The sequence below is a fragment of the Amycolatopsis balhimycina FH 1894 genome (assembly GCF_000384295.1).
In the GTDB taxonomy this organism is placed as follows: Bacteria; Actinomycetota; Actinomycetes; order Mycobacteriales; family Pseudonocardiaceae; genus Amycolatopsis; species Amycolatopsis balhimycina.
Genome location: NZ_KB913037.1, coordinates 7,111,070 through 7,132,281, shown reverse-complemented (window position 1 = coordinate 7,132,281; position 21,212 = coordinate 7,111,070). Strand labels below are relative to the sequence as shown.

Sequence of the window (21,212 nt, the reverse complement as noted above, 5' to 3'; positions counted from 1 at the left end):
TAGCTTTGCGCAGGGACGAATCGCCCACGAGCGCCCGACGCTGTGACCATGACCACCACCATCGTCGCCCTGACCCTGATCGTCGGCGTGCTGACCTTCGCCGCCGGCGCCTTCCTGGCCTCCGAAGTCGCCACCCGGGTGCTCCGCCGCCGTGAAGCGCTCCTCTCGGAAGAACGCAAGCGGCTCAACGCCGCCTGGAAGTTCCTGAGGGAGGTCTACGGCGTCAAGACGCGCCGTTAGAGCGGGGTGACGTACGCGCCGGAGATACCGCCGTCGACGAGGAACTGCGACGCCGTGATGAAGCTGGCGTCGTCGCTGGCCAGGAAGGCGACCGCGGCCGCGATCTCCGCCGGCTCGGCGAACCGGCCGACCGGCACGTGCACCAGCCGCCGCGCGGCGCGTTCCGGGTCCTTGGCGAACAGCTCCTTGAGCAGCGGGGTGTTCACCGGTCCCGGGCACAGCGCGTTGACGCGGATGTTCTCCCGCGCGAACTGCACGCCGAGCTCGCGGCTCATCGCGAGCACGCCGCCTTTGGACGCGGTGTAGGAGATCTGCGACGTCGCCGCGCCCATCACCGCGACGAACGACGCCGTGTTGATGATCGAGCCCCGGCCCTGGCGCTGCATGTGCGGCAGGACGGCCTTGCAGCACAGGTAGACCGAGGTCAGGTTGACCCGCTGGACCTTCTCCCAGGCCTCGATGCCGGTGGTGAGGATGGAGTCGTCTTCGGGCGGGGAGATTCCGGCGTTGTTGAACGCGACGTCGACCGAGCCGAACTGCTCGACCGTGGTGTGGAACAGGTTCTCCACCTGCTCGGCGTCGGTGACGTCGGTCTGGACGAACGCGCCGCCGATCTCGTCGGCGACCGCCTTGCCCTCGACCGGCGACAGGTCGGCGATGACGACCTTCGCGCCTTCGCTCGCCAGGCGGCGGGCCGAGGCGAGCCCGATGCCGCTCGCGCCGCCGGTGATGACCGCGACGCGGCCTTCGAAACGCTGGACCATTACTCCTCCGTGCTCAGAAAGACGTTCTTGGTTTCGGTGAACGCCGCCGCGGCGTCGGGGCCCAGCTCGCGGCCGAGGCCGGACTGCTTGAAGCCGCCGAACGGCGTCCAGTAGCGCACCGAAGAGTGCGAGTTCACCGAGAGGTTGCCGGCTTCGACGCCACGCGCGACCCGGAACGCGCGGCCGGCGTCGCGAGTCCAGATCGACCCGGACAGGCCGTACTCGGTCGCGTTGGCCATCCGGATCGCGTCGGCCTCGTCCGTGAACGGCACGACGGCGACGACCGGGCCGAAGACCTCCTCCGCCGCGGCGGGGTGCCGCAGGTCGGGCGGGGTGAGGACGGTCGGCGGGAACCAGTAGCCCGGCCCGGCGGGTGCGCTGCCGCGGAACGCGACCGGCGCGTCGTCCGGCACGTAGCTCGCGACCTTCTCGCGGTGCGCGGCCGAGATCAGCGGGCCCATCTCGGTCTTCTCGTCGGCGGGGTCGCCGACGACCACGCCGTGCACCGCGGGCTCCAGGAGCTCCATGAACCGCTCGTACGCGCTCGCCTGCACCAGGATCAGCGACCGCGCGCAGCAGTCCTGGCCGGCGTTGTCGAAGACGCCGTAGGGTGCGGTCGCCGCGGCTTTCTCCAGGTCGGAGTCGGCGAAGACGATGTTCGCGTTCTTGCCGCCGAGCTCCAGCGTCACGCGCTTCACCCGCGCCGCGCAGCCCGCCATGATCTGCTTGCCGACCTCGGTGGAGCCGGTGAAGACGACCTTCCGCACGGCCGGGTGGCCGACGAACCGCTGCCCGACCACGGATCCCTTGCCGGGCAGCACCTGGAAGACGTCTTCCGGGATGCCGGCTTCGCGCGCCAGTTCGGCCAGCCTGATGGCGGTCAACGGCGTCAGCTCGGCGGGCTTGAGGACGACGGTGTTCCCGGCGGCGAGCGCGGGCGCGAAGCCCCAGCCGGCGATCGGCATCGGGAAGTTCCACGGCACGATCACGCCGACTACCCCCAGGGGCTCCTGGAAGGTGACGTTGATCCCGCCCGGCACCGGGATCTGCTTGCCGATCAGGCGTTCCGGCGCCGCGGAGTAGTAGTTGAGCACGTCGCGGACGTTGCCCGCTTCCCAGCGAGCGTTGCCGATGGTGTGCCCGGAGTTCTCGACCTCGAGCCGCGCGAGGTGCTCGATGTCGGCCTCGACGGCGTCGGCGAAGCGCCGCAGCAGGCGCGCGCGGTCGCCGGGGGTGACGTCGCGCCACGCCGGGAACGCCGCCTGGGCGCGGGCGATGGCCGCGTCGGTCTCCTCGGCGCTCGTCAGCGGAACCGTCCGCACCACCTCCTCGGTGGCGGGGTTCCGGACGTCGAACGTGGTCATCACTTCTCCTTGCTCGCTTCGACGAGAGCCTGGAACAGCCGGACGTCGTCGCTGTCCTGCTCGGGGTGCCACTGGACGCCCAGCGTGAACTCGCCGGGCACTTCCGCGGCTTCGACGGTGCCGTCGGCGGCCCAGCCGACTGCTTCCAGGCCGGCGCCGAGCCGATCGATCGCCTGGTGGTGGTAGCACAGGGTCTTGGTTTCGGGGCCGAGGATCGACGCCGCCCGGCTGCCGTCGGCGAGCGTGACCGTGCCCCGGCCGAACGTCGCGGGGGCGGGCTGGTGCTCGGTGGTGCCCGCGGACTCGGGCAGGTGCTGGGCGAGCGTGCCGCCGAGGGCGACGCTCATCACCTGCAGGCCGCGGCACACGCCGAGGACCGGCTTGCCCGCCTTGCGCGCGGCTTCGAACAGGCCGAACTCGAAGGCGTCGCGCTCCGGCCGGGTGTAGGTGGCCGGGTGGGGTTCCTCGCCGTAGCGCGCGGGCTCGACGTCGGCGCCGCCCGTGAGCACCAGCGCGTCCACAGTGGACATCAGCCGGCCGTACCCGTCGGACACCGGCGGGAGCAGCACCGGGATGCCGCCCGCCGCGACGACGCAGTCGACGTAGACCCGGTGCAGCAGCACGGCTTCGGTGTCCCAGACGCCGAACCTGGCGGGCTCCAGGTAGCTCGTGAGGCCGATGACGGGCCGGTCGTCAGAGTCGTTCGAAGCCACGGATCAGCTCCCAGTCGGTGACGGCGGCGTTGTACGCGTCCACCTCGATCTTCGCCGCGTTCAGGTAGTGCTCGACGACGTCTTCGCCGAACGCCGAACGCGCCAGCTCGCTGCCGACCAGGGCCGCGGCGGCCTCGGGCAGGGTGGTCGGCACGGTGCCGCGGTCGGAGTTGTAGGCGTTGCCCGTGAAGGGTTCCTCCAGCTCCAGCTCGTTCTCGATGCCGTGGAGGCCGGCCGCGATCAGCGCGGCGACGGCGAGGTACGGGTTGACGTCGCCCCCGGGCACGCGGTTTTCGACGCGCAGCGACTCGCCGTGGCCGACGACGCGCAGCGCGCAGGTGCGGTTGTCGGTGCCCCAGGCGATCGCGGTCGGCGCGAAGCTGCCGGGCACGAACCGCTTGTAGGAGTTGATGTTCGGGGCGAAGAAGTACGTCAGCTCGTGCAGCCCGGCGAGCTGGCCGGCGAGGAAGTGCTCCATCAGCTTCGAGAAGCCGTGCTCGCTGTCCCCCGCCAGGACGGCGCGGCCCTCGGCCGAGCGCAGGCTGATGTGGATGTGGCAGGAGTTGCCCTCGCGCTCGTTGTACTTCGCCATGAAGGTGAGGCTCTTGCCCTCCTGCGCGGCGATCTCCTTGGCACCGTTCTTGTAGACGCCGTGGTTGTCGCACGTGCTCAGCGCGTCCGTGTAGCGGAAGGCGATCTCCTGCTGGCCGGGGTTGCACTCGCCCTTGGCGGACTCCGGGTAGAGCCCGGCGCCGGCCATCTCGTTGCGGATGCGGCGCAGCAGCGGCTCCAGCCGGGCGGTGCCGAGCATCGAGTAGTCGACGTTGTACTGGTTGGCGGGCTTGAGGCCGTGGTAGCGCTTGTCCCAGGCGGCTTCGTAGGTGTCGTCGAAGACGATGAACTCGAGCTCGGTGCCGACGAAGGCGGCGAGCCCGCGTTCGGCGAGGCGGTCGAGCTGGCGGCGCAGGATCTGCCGCGGCGACACCGAGACCGGGCCGCCCTGCACGCGCTCGACGTCGGCCAGGACCAGCGCGGTGCCCTCCTGCCAGGGGATCTCCCGCAGCGTCTCGAGGTCGGGGCGCAGCACGAAGTCGCCGTAGCCGCTGTCCCACGAAGAGAGCGCGTAGCCGTCGACGGTGTTCATGTCGACGTCGACGGCCAGGAGGTAGTTGCAGGCTTCGGTGGCGTGGCTGACGACCTCGTCCAGGAAGAACTCCGCCGAGCAGCGTTTGCCCTGCAGCCTGCCCTGCATGTCCGTCAGCGCGACGAGCACGGTGTCGATCGTGCCCGCGTCCACGCGCGCCCGGAGTTCGTCGAGCGTGAGCATGCCTCGCCTGCGTGCCATCCGTCGCCCCAAAGGTTTGGTATGAATCCTTTGCGGGTCCTTCCTACCCGGTGAGGTAGGCTAGGTCAACCCGAGAAAAGGTATTTTTCTGAGCCATTGCGATCGTGGCTGAATTGTCCGGGTTGCCCGGCTGAGAAGAGTCTGTGAATTCGCCCGCGCGGGAGGAAACCAGGGCGCTCGCACGTTGAAGGGGGCAAGAGAGGTGAGATCGATGACCACAGCATTCACGCAGCAGACCACGATCGGACAGCAGCAGGCCCGGCCCCAGCTGCCGACCCTGCCCACCGGCTGGCCGATCGGTTCGTACGAGTCCTACGAGCAGGCACAGCGCGCGGTCGACCACCTCGCGGGCACCGACTTCCCCGTCACCGACGTCACGATCGTGGGCGTGGAGCCGCTGCTCGTCGAGCGGATCGCGGGCAAGATGTCCTGGGGCAAGGTCCTCGGCAGCGCGGCGACGTCCGGCGCCATGTTCGGCCTGTTCCTCGGTCTGGTGCTCAGCCTGCTGAACCCGGGCGCCGGACTGGTCCCGATCGCGATCGGCCTCGTCGCCGGCCTCGGGTTCAACCTGCTCTTCGGCGCGCTGGGCTACGCGGTGAACCGCAACAAGCGCGGGTTCATCTCGCAGAGCCAGCTGGTCGCCCGCCGCTACGACGTCCTGTCCCAGCCCCGCAACGCCGAGAAGGGCCGCGCGCTGCTGGCGGACCTGGCGGCGCGCAGCGCTTTCGGCCACTGACGCTGTCGCTCGGAAGGCCGCCTTGGGAGTCCCCGGGGCGGCCTTCGCCATGTCCGGGGGTTGCGAGCAGGCCCCCGATTCCACGCTACCGATGAGGACCGACAGTTCCCGGGCCCTGTGGACAACCCGGGGCACCCGCCCGAGGCCCCAGGGCCCCGGCAAGGTCGTTTCTGCAGTTCAGAGGCTGATGTGCGTGGCGACCACTGCTGCTGCGGTGTCTTGAATGACTCATTCAGGTCTTCGGAGGTCTTGAATGAGTCATTCGGGACGTGCGAGGTCCCCAATGACTCATTCAAGACCTTCGGAACCACGGCCCCGCCCGGCTGACGGCGGTGAAGCGGCCGAATCGGCGACTCGCCAGACCACTTGAACGACCCTTTCACCTCGTCCGACGAGGTGAAAGGGTCGTTCACGACATCGCCGCGGCGACCGCCACGCACTCCGGCAAGGGGCCGAGTCCGGGCTCGACCAAGACAACCCAGGCGCACCCGCCGAGGACCCGGGAAACCGTCGGTGCCTGCCGGTAGCGTGGAAATCGGGGGCTGCTCAGGTGCCGGAGGAGACCGCCGGCGCGTCCGGGATCTCCGCCGGGTCCGGTGCTTGCGGCGGGCGGCCCGAACGCAGCACCTCACCCCACCGGGCCCGGTCGTAGCGCGCCGGCGGCGTCGAATCCAGGAACTCGCGCAGGATCTCCAGGAACCGCGCCGGATCCGAGCGGTGCGGGAAGTGGCCCGCCCCCTCGAACAGCACCAGCCGGCTGCCCGGCATCGCCCGGTGCGCGCGCTGCGCGTGGCCGCTCGGCACCACCCGGTCGTCCGTCCCCCACACCAGCAGCGTCGGGATTCCCTCGGTCAGGTAGCACCGGTCGAGCATGTTCACGACCTGCCCGCGCCAGTCGACCACCGAGCGCAACGTGCGCAGGAACGCCGACCGCGTGCTCGGCTCGAGCAGCCGGACATAACGGGTGAGCACGTAGTCGAGGTCCGGGCCCAGCCCCAGCCCTTCGGACACCCGCAGCAGCTCGGCGAAGCCGCGCAGGACCGTCAGCGCCGGCCGCGTCCCGAGCAAGGGCAGCATCAGGCCCGCGCCCGGCGCGGCGGCCAGCCGCAGCAGCGGGTGCACGCTCGCCCCGACCCCGCCCGAGCCGACCAGGACCAGCCGTTCGCAGCGTTCCGGGAACTGGTAGGCGAACTGCATCGCGACGCCGCCGCCGAGCGAATGCCCGACCACGGTGACCCGGTCGACGTCGAGCGTGGTCAGCAGGTCCCGCATGCCGCACGCGTAGGCGGCGACCGAGTAGTCCGCGCGCGGCTTGGCCGATGCGCCGTGGCCGAGCAGGTCGGGCGCGATCACCGTGAAGTCGGCCGCCAGCGACGCCAGCAGATCCAGCCACGTCGACGAGTCGTCGCCGATGCCGTGCAGGAACAGCAGAGCCGGTCCGCGCCCGGCCATCCGGTAGGCGCGCTCGTACCCGTGGACGACCCGTGTGCGCGGGGCGAAGACGTCCGCCCCGACCTCCGTGAGTGACGGCACCCACACAGCTCAACACGCCCGCGTTCGCGCGACGTTTCGCGGACGTTCGGATCGGGTGAACGCCAGGAGCGGCCCCAGGCCTCCACTCCTGGCGTCCGTTCCCCTCGCTTACCTCGTCGGCGTCGGCGAGGCCGGTGCCGGCGTGGACGACGGCACCGTCACCTTCGGGATCGCGGCGCTGAACGGCACACCCGCGTCCTCACGGCACGCCGCGCGGTAGCCGTTGTAGCCGTTGTAGTTGCCCTGGTCGTCGGTGACGCCCTGCTCGATCTTCGGCCGGGGGAACCGGTTGTCCGCGCCGATCTTCTGCCAGCTGCCGCTCGCGCGCTCACAGCCGTAGCGGGTCAGCGTGATCGGCCTGCCCTCTTCGTCGTAGAGGTAGACCTCGGTCAGCGGCTTGCCTTCACCGTCGAAGGCGTAGACGTTCTCGATCGAGCGGCCGCCGTAGTTCAGCTGGTCGTTGCCGTAGTGGTCTTCCGCCGGGTAATAGGACGGCGAGCCGACGTAGGTCCGGTCGCGGGGGAGGAGGTCCGCCACGGCACCGAACCCGCCGAGCACGCTCCCGACGGCGAACGCCGAAACCGGCACGGCCAGCCACAGCAGCCGCCGGTCGCGGCGCACCCGCGGACCGGCCCACACGATCGCGGCCCCCACCAGGAGCAGGAACGGCACCAGCAGCACCGCGCTCCGCTGCCGCACCATGAGCAGCAGCCCGAACGCGATCAGCGCCAACGCGCACAGCACCCACCACGCCGGCTTCAGCGAAGCGAGGTAGCGCAGCAGCTTGCCGGCCTCGTCCTGCTCGCGCCCCTTGGCCAGCGCAGCACGCAGCCACGCCACCTCCGGCAGCGCCAGCACCGGCGCGACACCGCCACGCAGCATCAGCACCAGGCTGACGGCGAACACCGGCGCCACCAGCAGCAGGCCCGCCAGGACCTCGACCCGGCCGGCGGCCGCGACGCCGAACGCGAGCAGCGCGAGAGCCAGCGCGCTCACCAAAAGGCCCCACAACGCGATCCGCGGTTTCGCCAGGCCGGGCGCGGTCGCCGCGATCACCTGCGTCGTGCCCTCCCCTTCCGGCGGGTACCCGCCGGACGCGCGCAGCTCGGCGGCGTAGCTTTCGGGCGTGCCGAGCCGTTCGATCAGGGCCTCGACGCGGGCGCCCTCCCCCAGCTCGGCCTCCAGCTCCGCCAGATGCGGGCGGACGTCCTCGAGGATCTCCTCGACCTCGCTCGCGGGCAGGTCGGCGAGCGCGGTGCGGACCCGCGCCAGATAAACCCGCACGGCGGTCGGCTTGTCGCTCATGCTGCCTCTCCCAAAAGCACGTTCATCGTCGAAGCGAAGCTCTGCCAGGTTTTGCCGGACTCCGCCAGGCGCGCGCGGCCCGGCTCGTTCAGGCTGTAGTACTTGCGGTGGGGCCCCTCCTCGCTGGGCACCACGTACGAGGTGAGCAAGCCGGCCTTGTACAGCCTGCGCAACGTCCCGTACACCGACGCGTCCCCCACCTCGTCCAGGCCGGCGCTCCTGAGTCTTCGCAGGACGTCGTACCCGTAGCCGTCCTCCTCGCGGAGCACCGCGAGGACGGCGAGATCGAGCACACCCTTGAGCAGCTGACTGATCTCCACTGCACCCTCCAGTCTTACGCATGGGACGGTACCACGCATTGCACAGTAGTGCGCACGGCAGAGGGCCGTTCATCAGGCATGCTCTGCACAGAATCTGGTTGAGGAGTGGGCGATGGATCTGGTGAAGACGGACTTTCAGGTGCTCGACGAGCGCTTCGCACGCGTCAACGGCGACGAGTGGATGCAGCGCCTGCACACCGGCTGCCGCTGGACCGAGGGACCGGTGTACTTCCCGGCCGGCCGGTACCTGGTGTTCAGCGACATCCCGAACGACCGCACGCTGCGCTGGGACGAGACGACCGGCCGGGTCGGGGTGTTCCGGCAGCCGTCGAACTACGCGAACGGCCACACAGCTGACCGCCGGGGACGCCTGGTCAGCTGCGAGCAGGGCCTCCGCCGGGTGACGCGCACCGAGCACGACGGCTCGATCACGGTGCTGGCCGACGCGTATCAGGGAAAGCGGTTGAACAGCCCGAACGACGTCGTCGAGCACTCGGACGGGTCGATCTGGTTCACCGACCCGAGCTACGGCATCGACAGCGACTACGAGGGCTACCGCGCGGAGAGCGAGATCGGCGGGTGTCACGTGTACCGCGTCGACCCGTCGGGCGAGGTGCGGATCGTCGCCGACGACTTCTCGCGCCCGAACGGGCTGGCGTTTTCGGCCGACGAGTCACTGCTGTACATCGCCGACACCCGGCAGGACCCGAGCCACCTCCGCGTGTTCGGCGTCCGCGAAAACGGCACGCTGACGGGCGGCGAGATCTTCGCGACGAGCGACAAGGGCGGCTTCGACGGAGTCCGCGTCGACAGCGAAGGCCAGGTCTGGGCCGCGGCCCACGACGGCCTGCACTGCTTCGCCCCCGACGGAACCCGGATCGGCAAGCTCCTGATCCCGGAGATCTGCTCGAACTTCACGTTCGGCGGCGCACGGGGGAACGAGCTGTTCATCACGGCGTCGAGTTCGCTGTACACGCTGAGGGTGACGGTCAACGGCGCCCGCTACCCACGCTGACGGCACCGCGCCGGCTTGAAGTGCCGTGAATGGCACATTGAGGGACTCTACGTCCCTCAATGTGCCATTCACGGACTTGAGACCTGGGGAGCTGCGGAGGCGGCGGCCCGCACCCTCTCGACCACCGTCTCGCGCCGCCAGGCCCGGCTGACCCGGACCAGCCAGGCCGCTTCCGTCTCGACGTCCGCGTCCGGCAACGGGTCCGGGGGCGGCTCCCCCGGCTCGAACCGCCGTCCCGCCCGGCCCGCTTCGATCGCCGCCGCCAGGGTCACGGCTTCCACCGTGGCCGCCACGTCGGCTTCGCGAACCCCCGCGCCGCGCGCCGCGGCCGCCGCGCGAGCGGGGAGGCCGGGGTCGAAGTGGGCTCGCAGGGCGAGGTGGCCGTCGCGGATTTCGATGACCCGGCGGTACAGCGCGAACTCCGCGCCACCCGCCAGCTCGCGGCCCGGATCGAGCGCGATGCCCGGCACCGCCGCGCGCAATGCCGTCCACAGTGGCTCGATGCGGCGGTAGGCGCGGTACGCGCGGACCCGGCCGAGCACCGACGAGACCGCCGGCGACCACGCGCTGAGCGTCGCCCCGGTGGCGACGAAACCGATCGTCGCCGCGGCGAGCACGGACGACGGCAGGTCCTCACGGGCGCCGATGCGGGCGGTCGCGGCAAGCTGCCGGACGTCGTCGACGTCCCAGAACGTCCACACGAAAGCCGTGCCCACCCCGGCGACCAGCAGCCACAGCCCGGCGCGCAGCGGCCCCGGCTCCGCGTGCCACGCGCTGCGGACGAACACCGCGAACAGCAGGCCGAGGCTGACCAGGCTGTAGAGCAGGAACAGGACCTTGTCGGCGAGGGCGAACGGCACCGTGCCGGGCGAGAACAGCGTGTCGTCGCCGACGCGCTTCGGTTCGGACAGCGCGAAAAACACCGCGAGCAGCACCATCGTCGCTCCGGTGAACAACGCGTGCGGCACCGGCCTCGCGCGTTCGCCCCGCCACATCGACTGCGTGAAAGCGACGGCGAAGCCGATCGCCGCCAGCTTCAGCTCGTCACCGGCCAGGGTCAGCACCCACTCGGCCACCGGGCCCGGGCCGGCCAGGGCCGCCATCGCCGGCGTCAACACCAGGATGCCGGTGGCGATGCAGATGCCGAACCCGGCCAGGAGCCACATCGTGCGCGCGGGCTGACTGTGCCGGGCCTCGATCAGCTTGTACCCGAACCCGGCGAAGCCCACCACGCACAGGTGGTAGGCCAGCGTCTCGATCACGGCGAACGACGGCGAGTCCGGCCGCCGAACACCGAGTCGAAGCGCCGTACGCCGTCCGGGACGCCGGGCCCGGGTTCGCGCGGTTCTTCGGGCCGTACGACGCGTTGCGCGAGCAGGCTCGCGACCAGCTCGGCTTCGCGTTCCTCGACCTCGGTGTAGGTGGTGCGGCCGAGCACCCGCCGGACGAGCTCGGGCGAAAGGTGCGGCATCAGCTGCCGCCCGGCCGCGGCGTCGATGGCCACACCGTCGGCGCCGGCGTCGGCGCCGGTGTGGCCGCAGAGCAGGTGCCCGACCTCGTGCAGCAGGATGTGCCGCCGGTGCAGCGCGGTCGTGTTCGCCGGGTAGAGGATGTAGTCGGCGCGTTCGGTGCTCATCAGCAACCCGCACGGCGCGCCCTCGGGAGCGCTGACAGGCATCAGTTCGATGGGGCGGCCGCGTTCGGCGGCCAGGCCGGCGACGAACGCCTCGGCATCGAAGGGTTCGGGCAGGCTGACGCCGTCGGCGACCTGACGCGCCCGCTCCCACAGCGTGCGGCTCGATCGCCGCCGCCACGATGGTCGCGCCACTTCAGAACTCCCTCACCACGCGTCGGCCGAACGGCCCCGGCCGGTTCAACGCGGCGGGCGCCGCGGGGATACGCGGCGGGGCCGAGAAAAGCCGCACGGAGGTAGCGCGCGGACTCGCCGCGCTTGGTCCCCTGCCCGCCGCGGGATCGGCCCGGTTCCGCCCCACTGCCGCGAAAGGCCGGGGCGTTGTTCGCCGGCAGCGTGCCGCCACCTCAGTTCTCCTTCTTCGCCCCGCCGCGACCGGCCTCCCTCCGGGCGATGGCGTCGATCATGTCGCTGATCGTGTCGAGACCGTCGGCCGACAGGGTCACCGCGCGCAAGGCGAGGTCCCGGACGCCGGCGTCGCGCAGCGCGCCCAGCAAGGCCAGTTCTTCGGCGATCTTCGTGCTCTGCTCGTCGTCGAAGAAGTATGCCGGAGGCACTCCGAAGAACTGCGCCAGTGCTTCGAGGTGGCGCTTGGTCGGGTTGTCCCGGCGGCCCGTGCGCAGCTGCCACAGGTAGGTCGTCGAAAAGCTTTCGCCGGTGGCCTCACGGCAGGCCTTCGCGACCTCTTCGTTGCTGTACGGCTCCCGATCGGGCCTGCGGACCACGTGGAACAGCCGGTCGATCTTGTCGGCCAGCGTCGACTTGCCGGGCTCCTTGACCACGATGCACTCCCTCAGCTACCAGGCGTATTCATCCTAGCTGAAAGGCGAACACCATTTATCAACGCGAGTTCGCCCTCGGCCGCGGCTGGCAGCGTGGACACGAGAACGACGAACGGTTCATGAACGGCTCCCGCCGGATCGCCGTGCCGCACCGGGAGCACGGCATGCCCTCCTGGCCGTACGCGTCCAAGGACCGGTCGAAGTACCCCGACTGCCCGTTGACGTTGACGTACAACGCGTCGAACGACGTGCCGCCCGCGCCCAGTGCCGCGTTCATCACGTCCGACGCCGCCGACAGCAGCTCGCGCCCCTTCGCCGTGGTCAGCTTTTCGGTCGGCCGGGACCAGTGCAGGCGAGCGCGCCACAGCGCTTCGTCGGCGTAGATGTTGCCGATGCCCGAAACCAGCGTCTGGTCCAGCAGCGCCCGCTTGACCTCGGTGCGCCGGGAGCGCAGCGCGCGCACGGCCGCGTCGAGGTCGAACGCCGGGTCCATCGGGTCACGCGCGATGTGCGCGATCGTGTCCGGCAGCAGCACGTCGTCGCCGACGTCGTGCAGGTCGTCGAGCGCCAGGCCGCCGAACGTCCGCTGGTCGACGAAGCGCAGCTCCGGCCCGTCGTCGTCGAAGCGCAGCCGCACCCGCAGGTGCTTCTCGTCCGGCGCGTCCTCCGGCTGGACGAGCATCTGCCCGCTCATGCCGAGGTGGGCCAGCAGCGCCTCCTTGTCGGACAGCTCGAGCCACAGGTACTTGCCGCGGCGCCGCGCCGCCTCGACGCGGGTGCCGGTGAGCCGCTGCGTGAAGTCCTCCGCGCCGAGCGCGTGCCGGCGGATGGCGCGCGGGTGCAGGACCTCCGCCTCGCGGATGGTCCGGCCCGCGATGTGCACCTGCAGGCCCAGGCGGACGACTTCGACCTCGGGGAGTTCGGGCATACCGCCATTGTGCCCGCCGGGTACGACACTTCTCGAAAAGGCGCTGCTACGGGGCAGAGGGGCCGACGTCCGCCTTCGTCAGCGGGACCCGCGTCGCGCCGGAAGCGAAGTACTCGTCCGCGCCGACGTCGAAGGTGCCGGTGCGGGCCTGCAGGTCGAAGTCCTTCGCGGCGTACGAGTACGACCCGGCACCCGCGTCGATCGCCGGGCTGCCGGACGCCAGCCGGTAGAGCCCGGCGGCGTCCTCGACCAGCTTGGGGTCGACGTTCCGCGACGGAATCCCCGCCGTGCCGCCGAAGGTGATGTTGCCCTCGTACTTGACCGTCGACCCGCTCGGCATCGTCACGAGCGTGCCGGAGGTGCCCTTCACGATGTTGTTCGCGACCACGCAGTCCTTCGGCTTGAAGTCGCCGCCGTCGCCGTCGATGACGCTGTGGGAACCCAGCACCGTGTTGTAGGCGACCGTCACGCGGTCCGGCCGGTCGTGCAGCTTGCTCGTCGGCCCGCTGTCGGCTTCGTTGCCGGAGCCGAACACGATCGCGCGGTCGCCGCTGTTGGCCACGTAATTGTTGACGATCTTGTGGTCGTTCCCGTGGAAGCGGATGCCCGAACCGAACAGCAGATTGCCCTCGACCACGCTGCGGTTGCCGTGGCGCAGCACGATGTAGCCCCGGCTGTCGCGGATCGTGTTGTAGCGCACCACGTTGTCCGACGACTTGACGGAGATCGCCTCGCTGTCGCCGTCGGCCTTCTCGAAGAGGTTGTACTCCAGCACGGCGTGCGCCGCGTACGACTGGTGGTTGCTCAGCCCGAGCCGGATCGACTCGCCGCCGTTCGACCCCGAGAACTGGTGGTTGTAGAAGTAGTTGTGGTGCACGTGGACGCGCTGCGCCATGGCGTCGGACGGCCCGAGGACCTGCAGGAACACGCCCTGGCTGGTGCGGTTCTGGAAGACGTTGCGGTCGACCTCGGTGTCGTCGCCGTTCACCGTGACCCAGTTGCCGTCGCTCGTGAGCTGGAAGTCGTTGCGGGACAAGCGGTTGTGCGACGCACCGGCGGGAACGCTCAGCGACGCGCCGTTGCGGAACTTGAAGCCCTGCAGCACGACGTTCGAGACGCCGCTCGCGAAGGCGAACGTCTTCGAGCCGGTGATCGTCGCCTTGCCGACGTGCTCGGCGGTGACCGTGACCGGCGCCGACGTGGCGCCGGACCGCTTGATCGTCAGCGTCGAGCCCGCGGAGTAGGAGCCGTCGGCCAAGGCGATCGTGTCACCCGGGTTCGCCTTGTCCAGCGCGGACTGCAGCGCCGAAAGCGAAGTCACCCGGATCTGCGCGGCCGACGCCGGCGGTCCGGGCACGACGACGAGCGCCGCCGCGATCAGGGGAACGAAGAACAGACGCATCCGCCAAACCTCTCAGTGAGCACCGGGCGGCGGATGTCCACACGCTACTGAGCGGTCCGGCGAAACGTCAACGGAGGTTCCCGCTGATCAGGACTCGGGATCGGCCTTCTTCTTCGCGTCGAGTTCGGCGGACAGCGAGCGCCAGGCCGTCTCGGCGGCCTTCTGCTCCGCTTCCTTCTTCGTCGACCCGGTGCCGTCGCCGAGCGGACGGCCGGCGACGAGCACCGTGGCCGTGAACTCCTTGCGGTGGTCCGGCCCGGTGTCCTCGACCTTGTACTCGGGCACGCCGAGACCGGCCGACGCGGTCAGCTCCTGCAGGCTCGTCTTCCAGTCGAGCCCGGCCCCGCGCAGCGGCGCTTCGGCGAGCAGGCCGTCGAAGAGGTGGTGCACGAGCTTGCGCGCGATCTCGATGCCGTGCGCGAGATAGACGGCACCGATCACCGCTTCCAGGCCGTCGGCGAGGATGCTCGCCTTGTCCCGGCCGCCGGTGAGCTCTTCGCCCTTGCCCAGCAGCAGGTGTGCCCCGAGACCGCCGTCGCCGAGCCCGCGCGCCACCCGCGCCAGTGCGTGCATGTTGACGACACTGGCGCGAAGCTTCGCGAGCTGACCTTCGGGCAGATCGGGATGCGTGGTGTACAGGTGATCGGTGACGACGAGGCCGAGCACGGCGTCACCGAGGAACTCCAGCCGCTCGTTCGGCGGCAGACCCCCGTTTTCGTACGCGTACGAACGGTGCGTCAGCGAAAGCCGGAGCAGCTCGGGGTCGAGTGTGACCCCGAGCGCTTCGAGCAACGGCGCCGGATCGGCTGGTGGTCCCCCGGGCGTCTTGCCCCCCATGTCGGCTACCCGATCAGGCGGGCTCGACGACCTGGCGGCCGTTGTGCTGGCCGCACGACGGGCACGCGATGTGCTGGAGCTTCGGCTGCTTGCAGGCGCGGTTGGAGCAGGGCACCAGCTGCACCGGAGCCGCCTTCCACTGACTGCGGCGGGAGCGCGTGTTGGATCGCGACATCTTCCGCTTCGGGACGGCCACGAGTAGATCTCCTTATGACGGTCTGCTCGCGGTGCGAGCGAACTTTCTCACCGGATCGAGCTGGACGCTCGTCAGGCTTGCTCTTTTCAGCTGGGCCCTTGCGCAGGCGTTTCGCCCGCGTTCTCGTCGAAGCGCTCGACCAGTGCGGCCCACCGAGGGTCTATCTTCTCATGCCCGTGTCCGGGCTCGAGATCGGCCCACTTGACGCCGCACTCGATGCAGAGGCCGGCGCAGTCTTCGGTGCACAGCGGGGCCAGCGGCAGGGCCAGCACGACGGCGTCGCGGACAATGGGTTCGAGGTCGATCCGGTCGTCGACCAGCCGGGGGATCTCGTCCTCGTCGGTGGTCTCCTCGGTGGCCGACCCCGGGTAGGCGAACAGCTCCTGGACCTCGACCTCGACCTTCTCGGTGAGCGGGTCGAGGCAACGCGCGCAGGCACCCTTCGCGATGGCCTTCGCGGTGCCGCTGACCAGCACGCCTTCGACGACGGACTCGAGCAGCAGGTCGAGTTCCAGCTCGGAGCCGGCTTCGATGGTGATGACATCGGGGACGCCTAGGGGCGTCTCCACCGGCACGCTGCGCTGGACGGCGCGGCTCAGGCCGGCGTGACGGCCGAGCTCACGGGTGTCGATCACCCAGGGGCTGCGGTCGTCGAGCTGGGGGGTCTTGTTCTCGGACATCCAGTCCAGGGTACGCACTGGTCGCCACCCCTTTTGAGCTGGACCCTCGCAGCCTCGGTGCCGGCGGGCGCGGGGGTGGTGCCGCCGCGGTGTCTTGAATGACTCATTCAGGTCTTCGGAGGTCCTGAATGAGTCATTCAAGACCTCCGGCGAGCCGAGGGAGAGCCGGCCAAGCCGGCGAGATTCGTGTCACACCTGGTAGTCGTACAGGGTCGGGCGGCCGCCTGAGCTGGGCAGGTTTGCCGGGGAGCGCAGGTGGTTGCGGCCCGAATCGACCGTTCGCAGTGTGGTCGCCAGCAGCTCCGAGAACTCCGCCAGCTTGCCGTCGACGTAGGCGTCGCAGTCCGCACGCTGGCGGTCGGCCTCCGCGTGGGCCTCGTCGACGATGCGGGCCGACTCGGCGTGGGCCGCCTGGACGACCTCCGTCTGCGCCACCAGGCGGGCCTGCTCCGCGCGGCCTTCGTCGATCGCGCGGTCGTACGCGTCGCGGCCGGCCTGGATCATGCGCTCGGACTCCCCGCGTGAGCGGTCGGTCAGGTTCTGGTACTCGGCCTGGCCCGCCGCGACCGTGCGGTCGGCCTGGTCGTGCGCGTCGGCGAGCATCTGCTCAGCGCGGGCGCGCGCGTCGGCGAGGATGCGCTCGGCTTCGTCGGTGGCGTCGGCGATCGCGCGCTCGGCCTCGGCGTTCGCGCCGACGACCGTCTCGCTCGCCTCCTTGCGGGCGGCGTGGATCAGGTCGTCGCGCTTGTCGAGGACGTCCTGGGCGTCGTCGATCTCCGCCGGCAGCGCGTCGCGCACGTCGTCGAGGAGTTCGAGCACGTCGCCGCGGGGCACCACGCAGCTGGACGTCATCGGGACGCCGCGCGCCTCCTCGACGATGGTGACGAGCTCGTCGAGCGCCTCGAAAACCCGGTACACGGCCACTCCAATCCCCTGTCGCTGGGAACCAGTCTGCCCTCATCCGGCGCCGAAGCGGTGAACGCGACCGGCGCCGGGCGTGTCCCTCCGGCGGAAGCGCCCGGGGCCGGTCGCAAGATCAGGAATTCAGGTCGATCCGCTTGAAGGTCGCGTAGTGGTCGGGCGTGTAGGCCAGCTCGCCCGCCTTGCCGGAGATGACGCGGTCGTTCGTGCCGACGGCGAACAGCTGATAGTACCCGGACGCGCAGGACGGCAGCACGCCTTCCCGGTTCTCGTACGTCGTGCCGGTCGAAGCGCCGCTCCGGACGTTGTCGACGACTGTGCGAGCCGCCGACGACAGCTGGGAGTAGCCGATCTTCGCCAGGCCCGACAGGTCGCCACAGGTGTGCGTCGAACCGCCGCCGACGTCGATGACCTTGAACGTCGCGTAGTGGTCGCCGGTGTAGAAGTACTCGCCGGCGCTGCCCGTCACGATGCGGCGCGTGCCGCGGGTGCTCGAGCCCGGCGTCGGCACCGTGTACTCGTGGTAGTAGCCCGACGCGCAGGCCGGGAGGACGCCTTCCCGGTTGTCGAAGACGACGCCGTCGTTCTTCGGGTACGGGAACGGGCCGCCCTTCTGGATCAGGTTGTACGTCGTCGTCGCTTCGGCCGGGAGCGCCGAAAGCGTCGTGTGCGAGAAGCCCGAGAGGTTCCCGCAGGCGTTCTGGGCGGCGACAGCGGGTGCCGCCGTCACCGCTTCGGCGGCGGTGACACCGGCGAACAGCGTGGCCAGGAGCGCGAAGAGGACAGCGACCAGGCGTGATCGGTAGTTGGTCATTTTCGGACCGTAACCCGATCGGATGATCATCGGGGGACGGGAACGTGAACTCCGGCCCGGCCGGACGCAAGTCCCGACGAAGGAAGGGGGCCGAACGACGGGAACCGGACAACCCGGCGTCCCGTGTGGAGGGTCAGCGCCCGAGCTTCGGGAACTTCGCCGAGAGCCGCTCGTAGACGATCGGCGGCACGAGGTGCTCGATGTCGCCGCCGAGCGCGGCGACCTCCTTGACCAGCGAGCTGGACACGAACCCGTACGCCGGGTTGTTCGCCATCAGCAGCGTTTCGACGCCGGTGAGCTCGCGGTTCATCTGCGCCATCTGCAGCTCGTAGTCGAAGTCGCTGACCGAGCGCAGGCCCTTGGCGACCGCCACGATGCCGTGGTCGCGGCAGTAGTCGACCAGCAGGCCCTCCCACGAGTCGACCCGCACGTTCGGCAGCTTCCCGGTGATCTCGCGCAGCATCTCCAGGCGCTCCTCGATCTCGAAGAGGCCCTTCTTGCTCTTGTTCACCCCCACCGCGACGACGACCTCGTCGAACAGGCGGCTCGCCCGCTCGATGATGTCGAGGTGCCCGTTGGTGGCCGGATCGTAGGAACCGGGACAGACCGCACGCCGCATGGCGCGGACGCTACCGTGCCGAACCCGGTCCCCGCCGCGTGGCTCACGCCACAGGCGCGTATTCGGCCCAGAAAACGGCCGTGTCGCCGTACTTCTTTTCGCGCGAGGGCTCGAAGCCCGGCGGCCACTCGGGCGAGCCGTCGCGGGCCGCCCGCTCGATCACCACCAGCGCGCTCCCGCCCAGCCAGCCGCCCGCCGCCAGCGCGGCGAGCACCGAGCCGAGCGCGGCCGCGCCGACGGCGTACGGCGGGTCGGCGAGGACGAGGTCGAACGGAGCGGGCGCGGGCGCGGCGACCACCGCCTCGACCTGCCCGGCCCGGACCGTGCCGCCCAGCCCCAGCGCCGCGACGTTGCCGCGCAGGACGTCCACCGCGCGCCGGTCGGACTCCACGAACAGGGCGTCCGCCGCGCCGCGGGACAGCGCTTCGAGACCGAGGGCGCCGGACCCGGCGTAGAGGTCGAGGACGTGCGCGCCGGCCAGCTCGCCCGCCGTCTCCAGGGCGTTGAACAGGGCTTCCCGCACGCGTTCCGACGTCGGCCGGGTGCCCTTCGGCGGCACCTTGAGCCGCCGCCCGCCCGCCGTCCCGGCCACGATCCTCGTCACCCCCCGATTGTGGGGGGACGGCGCGCGCCACACATGACCGGGACATTGGTGTCCCCGCCGGAGCCAACGCGTAGAGTCGTTCTTCGCCCTCGGAGGCGATCCAGAAGCTGTCAAGGAGCCATGCGTGTCGGAACCTCGGGTCAGACGGGCCGAGATCGCCATCGAACAAGCCCACGTCGATCGCGTGTACACCCGTCTGGACGAACTGCGTGCCCAAGCCGAGGCCATGCGCACCAAGGGCTACGAAATCGGCCAAGGGGCGCAGCGCGAGGCGATCTTCGAGCAGGCGTCGATGCTGTTCGAGCGCGACATGATGGTCTACCACGCCAACCAGACGCTCCAGTCGCTCGACGCCGAGTACGAGGGGCTCGTCTTCGGCAGGCTCGACGACCGCGAGGGAGAACGCACCTACGTCGGCAGGCTGGGCATCCGCGACGCCGAGTTCGACAACCTCGTCACGGACTGGCGCGCGCCGGCCGCGGCGGCGTTCTACCAGGCCACCGCCGAAGAACCGATGGACGTCGTGCGGCGGCGCGTGATCCGCTGCTCGGGCCAGAACGTCCTGGACGTCGACGACGACGTCCTGATCGCCGACGCCGTGCCCGAGGACATGCAGATCGTCGGCGAAGGCGCGCTGATGGCCGCGCTGGGGCGCTCGCGCGGCGAGAAGATGCGCGACATCGTCGCGACCATCCAGAAGGAGCAGGACGAGGTGATCCGGGCGCCGTGGCGCGGGGTCACCGAGATCACCGGCGGGCCAGGCACCGGCAAGACGGCCGTCGCGCTGCACCGCGCCGCCTACCTGCTGTACCGCTACCGCCGCCAGCTCGGCGGGGCCGGCGTGCTCGTGATCGGGCCGTCGGGCGTGTTCACCAGCTACATCTCGCGCGTTCTCCCCTCGATGGGGGAAACGAACGTCGAGCTGCGGGCGCTCGGCGAGGTCCTCGACGGCCTGGAGGCGACGCGCCAGGACGCGGCGCCGCTCGCCGCCGTCAAGGGGTCACTGCGGATGCGGAAGGTGCTGCTGCGGGCGCTGCGCGACACGCCGCCGGGCGCGCCGGAAGAGATGCGGATCGTCTACCGCGGCGAAGTGCTGAAGCTGTCGGCGCGCGACCTGGAGAAGGTGCGCCGCAAGGCCCACACGCAGGGCGCGCCGCCGAACCGGTCGCGGATCCGGGCGGCCGAGCTGCTGCTCGACGCGCTGGCGGCGAAGGCCGAGGAGTACGCGAAGGCCGACGGCAAGCAGCTCGACCGCGCCGAGCTGATCACCGACCTCGGCGAGCGGATCGACTTCCACCGGTTCCTGGTGGTGTGGTGGCCGGTGCTGTACCCGGCGCAGATCCTGAAGTGGCTGGGCGAAGAGAAGCGGCTGGCTTCGGTGGCGAAGGGCGTGCTGAACCGGCAGGAGATCTCGATGCTGGCCGCGGACTTCGCGGACCGGTCGCGGGGCTGGTCGATCGCGGACGTGGCGTTGCTGGACGAGCTGCGGGTGCTGATCGGGCCGCCGCCGAAGCGCAAGCGGCGCCAGATGATCGAGGTCGAACCGGAGCGGTCCGGCGGCACGCCGACGCGGCCGGAGCACTACGACGAGTACTCGCACGTGGTCGTCGACGAGTCGCAGGACCTTTCGCCGATGCAGTGGCGGATGGTGGGCCGGCGCGGGAAGTACGCGAGCTGGACGGTGGTCGGCGACCCGGTGCAGAGCTCCTGGCCGGACCCGGCGGAGGCGGCTTCGGCGCGCGACCAGGCGTTCGGGGTGAAGACGGCCCGGCGGCGGTTCACGCTGCGGACGAACTACCGGAACTCGGCGGAGATCTTCGACCTGGCGGCGAAGGTGGTGGCCGGGCACGCCGAAGCCGGCGATCTGCCGGTGGCGGTCCGTCGCACCGGGGTGGCGCCGGAGGTCCGCCCGGTGGAGGCAACCGGCCTGGCGGCGGCGACGCAGGCGGCGGTGAAGGAGCTGCTGGGCGCGGTCGAAGGCACGGTCGGCGTGATCACGGCGATGGACCGGGTGCCGGAGGTCGGGGGCTGGCTGTCGGGCCAGGCGGACGAGCGGCTGAAGGTCGTGGGCAGCCTGGATTCGAAAGGCCTGGAGTACGACGCGGTGGTGCTGGTGGAGCCGGTGGATCTGATCAGCGAGTCGACGACGGGCCGCCGGGTGCTGTACGTGGCGCTGACCCGGGCTACGCAGCAGCTGACGGTCCTGGCCTCGGACCCGGACTGGATCCCGACGGCTTGAGGTGGGTTGTCCACAGGCCGGCCGTGTTGTGGACAACTCCGGCCTCGGCCGCGGTTTTCCGGCTTTTCGTCAGGCGCGCCCGATACGCTGGAAGCGGGGCCGCCCCCCAGGGAGGGCGGGGGATGTTTTCCGCCGGAGTGCCGATCGCGGAACCACGAAATG

General features: G+C 70.6%; 23 protein-coding genes. 4 read left to right on the top strand and 19 right to left on the bottom strand.

All coding sequences use genetic code 11. From position 1 onward, the window contains the following. Nucleotides 1-48: 48 nt before the first annotated feature. On the top strand, nucleotides 49-240 hold the full coding sequence (locus A3CE_RS0132725) for a hypothetical protein (protein WP_020644325.1): 192 nt from the start codon (nucleotides 49-51) through the stop codon (nucleotides 238-240). Here the strand turns inward: A3CE_RS0132725 and A3CE_RS0132720 are convergent. The 4 genes from A3CE_RS0132720 to A3CE_RS0132705 are packed head-to-tail and all read right to left on the bottom strand — an operon-like array spanning nucleotide 237 to nucleotide 4,426. Then, nucleotides 237-1,004 carry a 3-oxoacyl-ACP reductase gene (locus tag A3CE_RS0132720; RefSeq protein WP_020644324.1) on the bottom strand — a complete coding sequence of 256 codons (768 nt, stop codon included), beginning with the start codon at nucleotides 1,002-1,004 and terminating at the stop codon, nucleotides 237-239. The two genes, A3CE_RS0132725 and A3CE_RS0132720, sit on opposite strands and share 4 nt — an antisense overlap. Continuing rightward, a complete protein-coding gene (locus A3CE_RS0132715; RefSeq protein ID WP_020644323.1) occupies nucleotides 1,004-2,368 on the bottom strand; it encodes an aldehyde dehydrogenase family protein in 1,365 nt (454 codons plus the stop codon). The genes A3CE_RS0132720 and A3CE_RS0132715 overlap by 1 nt, the downstream gene beginning before the upstream one ends. After that, entirely contained in the window at nucleotides 2,368-3,081 is a 714-nt protein-coding gene (locus A3CE_RS0132710) for a gamma-glutamyl-gamma-aminobutyrate hydrolase family protein (protein ID WP_020644322.1), read from the bottom strand. Before A3CE_RS0132710 ends, A3CE_RS0132715 begins: the two co-directional genes overlap by 1 nt. Continuing rightward, nucleotides 3,062-4,426, bottom strand: coding sequence for a glutamine synthetase family protein (locus tag A3CE_RS0132705; protein WP_211231863.1), 1,365 nt, complete (start codon nucleotides 4,424-4,426; stop codon nucleotides 3,062-3,064). Before A3CE_RS0132705 ends, A3CE_RS0132710 begins: the two co-directional genes overlap by 20 nt. Before the next feature lie 211 nt (nucleotides 4,427-4,637). On the opposite strand from A3CE_RS0132705, the gene A3CE_RS0132700 reads away from it, so the two are divergent. Beyond that, nucleotides 4,638-5,162 (top strand): YflT domain-containing protein, encoded by a 525-nt coding sequence (locus tag A3CE_RS0132700; protein ID WP_020644320.1) that lies wholly within the window; start codon nucleotides 4,638-4,640, stop codon nucleotides 5,160-5,162. Nucleotides 5,163-5,708: 546 nt separating this feature from the next. Here A3CE_RS0132700 and A3CE_RS0132695 read toward each other — a convergent pair. The 3 genes from A3CE_RS0132695 to A3CE_RS0132685 form a co-directional block, all read right to left on the bottom strand. Further along, complete coding sequence (locus A3CE_RS0132695; protein ID WP_020644319.1) at nucleotides 5,709-6,701, bottom strand: alpha/beta fold hydrolase; 993 nt, start codon at nucleotides 6,699-6,701, stop codon at nucleotides 5,709-5,711. Between the two features lie 102 nt (nucleotides 6,702-6,803). Next, entirely contained in the window at nucleotides 6,804-8,000 is a 1,197-nt protein-coding gene (locus A3CE_RS0132690) for a DUF1700 domain-containing protein (protein WP_020644318.1), read from the bottom strand. Further along, on the bottom strand, nucleotides 7,997-8,320 hold the full coding sequence (locus tag A3CE_RS0132685; RefSeq protein WP_020644317.1) for a PadR family transcriptional regulator: 324 nt from the start codon (nucleotides 8,318-8,320) through the stop codon (nucleotides 7,997-7,999). The genes A3CE_RS0132690 and A3CE_RS0132685 overlap by 4 nt, the downstream gene beginning before the upstream one ends. Before the next feature lie 112 nt (nucleotides 8,321-8,432). Between A3CE_RS0132685 and A3CE_RS0132680 the strand changes: the two genes are divergently transcribed. Further along, complete coding sequence (locus tag A3CE_RS0132680; protein WP_020644316.1) at nucleotides 8,433-9,335, top strand: SMP-30/gluconolactonase/LRE family protein; 903 nt, start codon at nucleotides 8,433-8,435, stop codon at nucleotides 9,333-9,335. Between the two features lie 68 nt (nucleotides 9,336-9,403). Here the strand turns inward: A3CE_RS0132680 and A3CE_RS0132675 are convergent, their stop codons facing one another. The 12 genes from A3CE_RS0132675 to rsmD all read right to left on the bottom strand — a co-directional run bounded on the left by A3CE_RS0132675 (nucleotide 9,404) and on the right by rsmD (nucleotide 18,811). Beyond that, nucleotides 9,404-10,597 carry an MAB_1171c family putative transporter gene (locus A3CE_RS0132675; RefSeq protein ID WP_020644315.1) on the bottom strand — a complete coding sequence of 398 codons (1,194 nt, stop codon included), beginning with the start codon at nucleotides 10,595-10,597 and terminating at the stop codon, nucleotides 9,404-9,406. After that, nucleotides 10,594-11,163: a hypothetical protein gene (locus A3CE_RS0132670; protein WP_020644314.1), complete on the bottom strand. Its 570-nt coding sequence runs from the start codon at nucleotides 11,161-11,163 to the stop codon at nucleotides 10,594-10,596. Before A3CE_RS0132670 ends, A3CE_RS0132675 begins: the two co-directional genes overlap by 4 nt. 212 nt (nucleotides 11,164-11,375) lie before the next feature. Continuing rightward, nucleotides 11,376-11,810: a helix-turn-helix domain-containing protein gene (locus A3CE_RS0132665; protein ID WP_020644313.1), complete on the bottom strand. Its 435-nt coding sequence runs from the start codon at nucleotides 11,808-11,810 to the stop codon at nucleotides 11,376-11,378. Between the two features lie 58 nt (nucleotides 11,811-11,868). Then, nucleotides 11,869-12,738 carry a bifunctional DNA-formamidopyrimidine glycosylase/DNA-(apurinic or apyrimidinic site) lyase gene (gene mutM, locus A3CE_RS0132660; protein ID WP_020644312.1) on the bottom strand — a complete coding sequence of 290 codons (870 nt, stop codon included), beginning with the start codon at nucleotides 12,736-12,738 and terminating at the stop codon, nucleotides 11,869-11,871. A gap of 46 nt (nucleotides 12,739-12,784) precedes the next feature. Beyond that, nucleotides 12,785-14,140 carry a polysaccharide lyase 6 family protein gene (locus A3CE_RS0132655; protein WP_020644311.1) on the bottom strand — a complete coding sequence of 452 codons (1,356 nt, stop codon included), beginning with the start codon at nucleotides 14,138-14,140 and terminating at the stop codon, nucleotides 12,785-12,787. A gap of 87 nt (nucleotides 14,141-14,227) precedes the next feature. Next, nucleotides 14,228-14,977, bottom strand: coding sequence for a ribonuclease III (rnc, locus tag A3CE_RS0132650; protein ID WP_185839806.1), 750 nt, complete (start codon nucleotides 14,975-14,977; stop codon nucleotides 14,228-14,230). 13 nt (nucleotides 14,978-14,990) lie between these two features. Then, complete coding sequence (gene rpmF / locus A3CE_RS0132645) at nucleotides 14,991-15,173, bottom strand: 50S ribosomal protein L32 (RefSeq protein WP_013223689.1); 183 nt, start codon at nucleotides 15,171-15,173, stop codon at nucleotides 14,991-14,993. A gap of 86 nt (nucleotides 15,174-15,259) precedes the next feature. Next, nucleotides 15,260-15,853: a YceD family protein gene (locus A3CE_RS0132640; protein WP_020644309.1), complete on the bottom strand. Its 594-nt coding sequence runs from the start codon at nucleotides 15,851-15,853 to the stop codon at nucleotides 15,260-15,262. Between the two features lie 189 nt (nucleotides 15,854-16,042). Next, nucleotides 16,043-16,771, bottom strand: coding sequence for a DivIVA domain-containing protein (locus tag A3CE_RS0132635; protein WP_026469097.1), 729 nt, complete (start codon nucleotides 16,769-16,771; stop codon nucleotides 16,043-16,045). Nucleotides 16,772-16,889: 118 nt separating this feature from the next. After that, on the bottom strand, nucleotides 16,890-17,588 hold the full coding sequence (locus A3CE_RS0132630) for a ribonuclease domain-containing protein (RefSeq protein WP_026469096.1): 699 nt from the start codon (nucleotides 17,586-17,588) through the stop codon (nucleotides 16,890-16,892). A 133-nt stretch (nucleotides 17,589-17,721) separates the two neighbouring features. Next, nucleotides 17,722-18,207, bottom strand: a complete 486-nt coding sequence (gene coaD / locus A3CE_RS0132625) for a pantetheine-phosphate adenylyltransferase (RefSeq protein WP_020644306.1) — start codon at nucleotides 18,205-18,207, stop codon at nucleotides 17,722-17,724. Between the two features lie 43 nt (nucleotides 18,208-18,250). Then, complete coding sequence (gene rsmD / locus A3CE_RS0132620) at nucleotides 18,251-18,811, bottom strand: 16S rRNA (guanine(966)-N(2))-methyltransferase RsmD (protein ID WP_026469095.1); 561 nt, start codon at nucleotides 18,809-18,811, stop codon at nucleotides 18,251-18,253. A 124-nt stretch (nucleotides 18,812-18,935) separates the two neighbouring features. Here rsmD and A3CE_RS0132615 point away from each other — a divergent pair, with 124 nt between their 5' ends. Then, nucleotides 18,936-21,050, top strand: a complete 2,115-nt coding sequence (locus A3CE_RS0132615; protein ID WP_020644304.1) for a HelD family protein — start codon at nucleotides 18,936-18,938, stop codon at nucleotides 21,048-21,050. The last annotated feature ends 162 nt before the right edge of the window (nucleotides 21,051-21,212 follow it).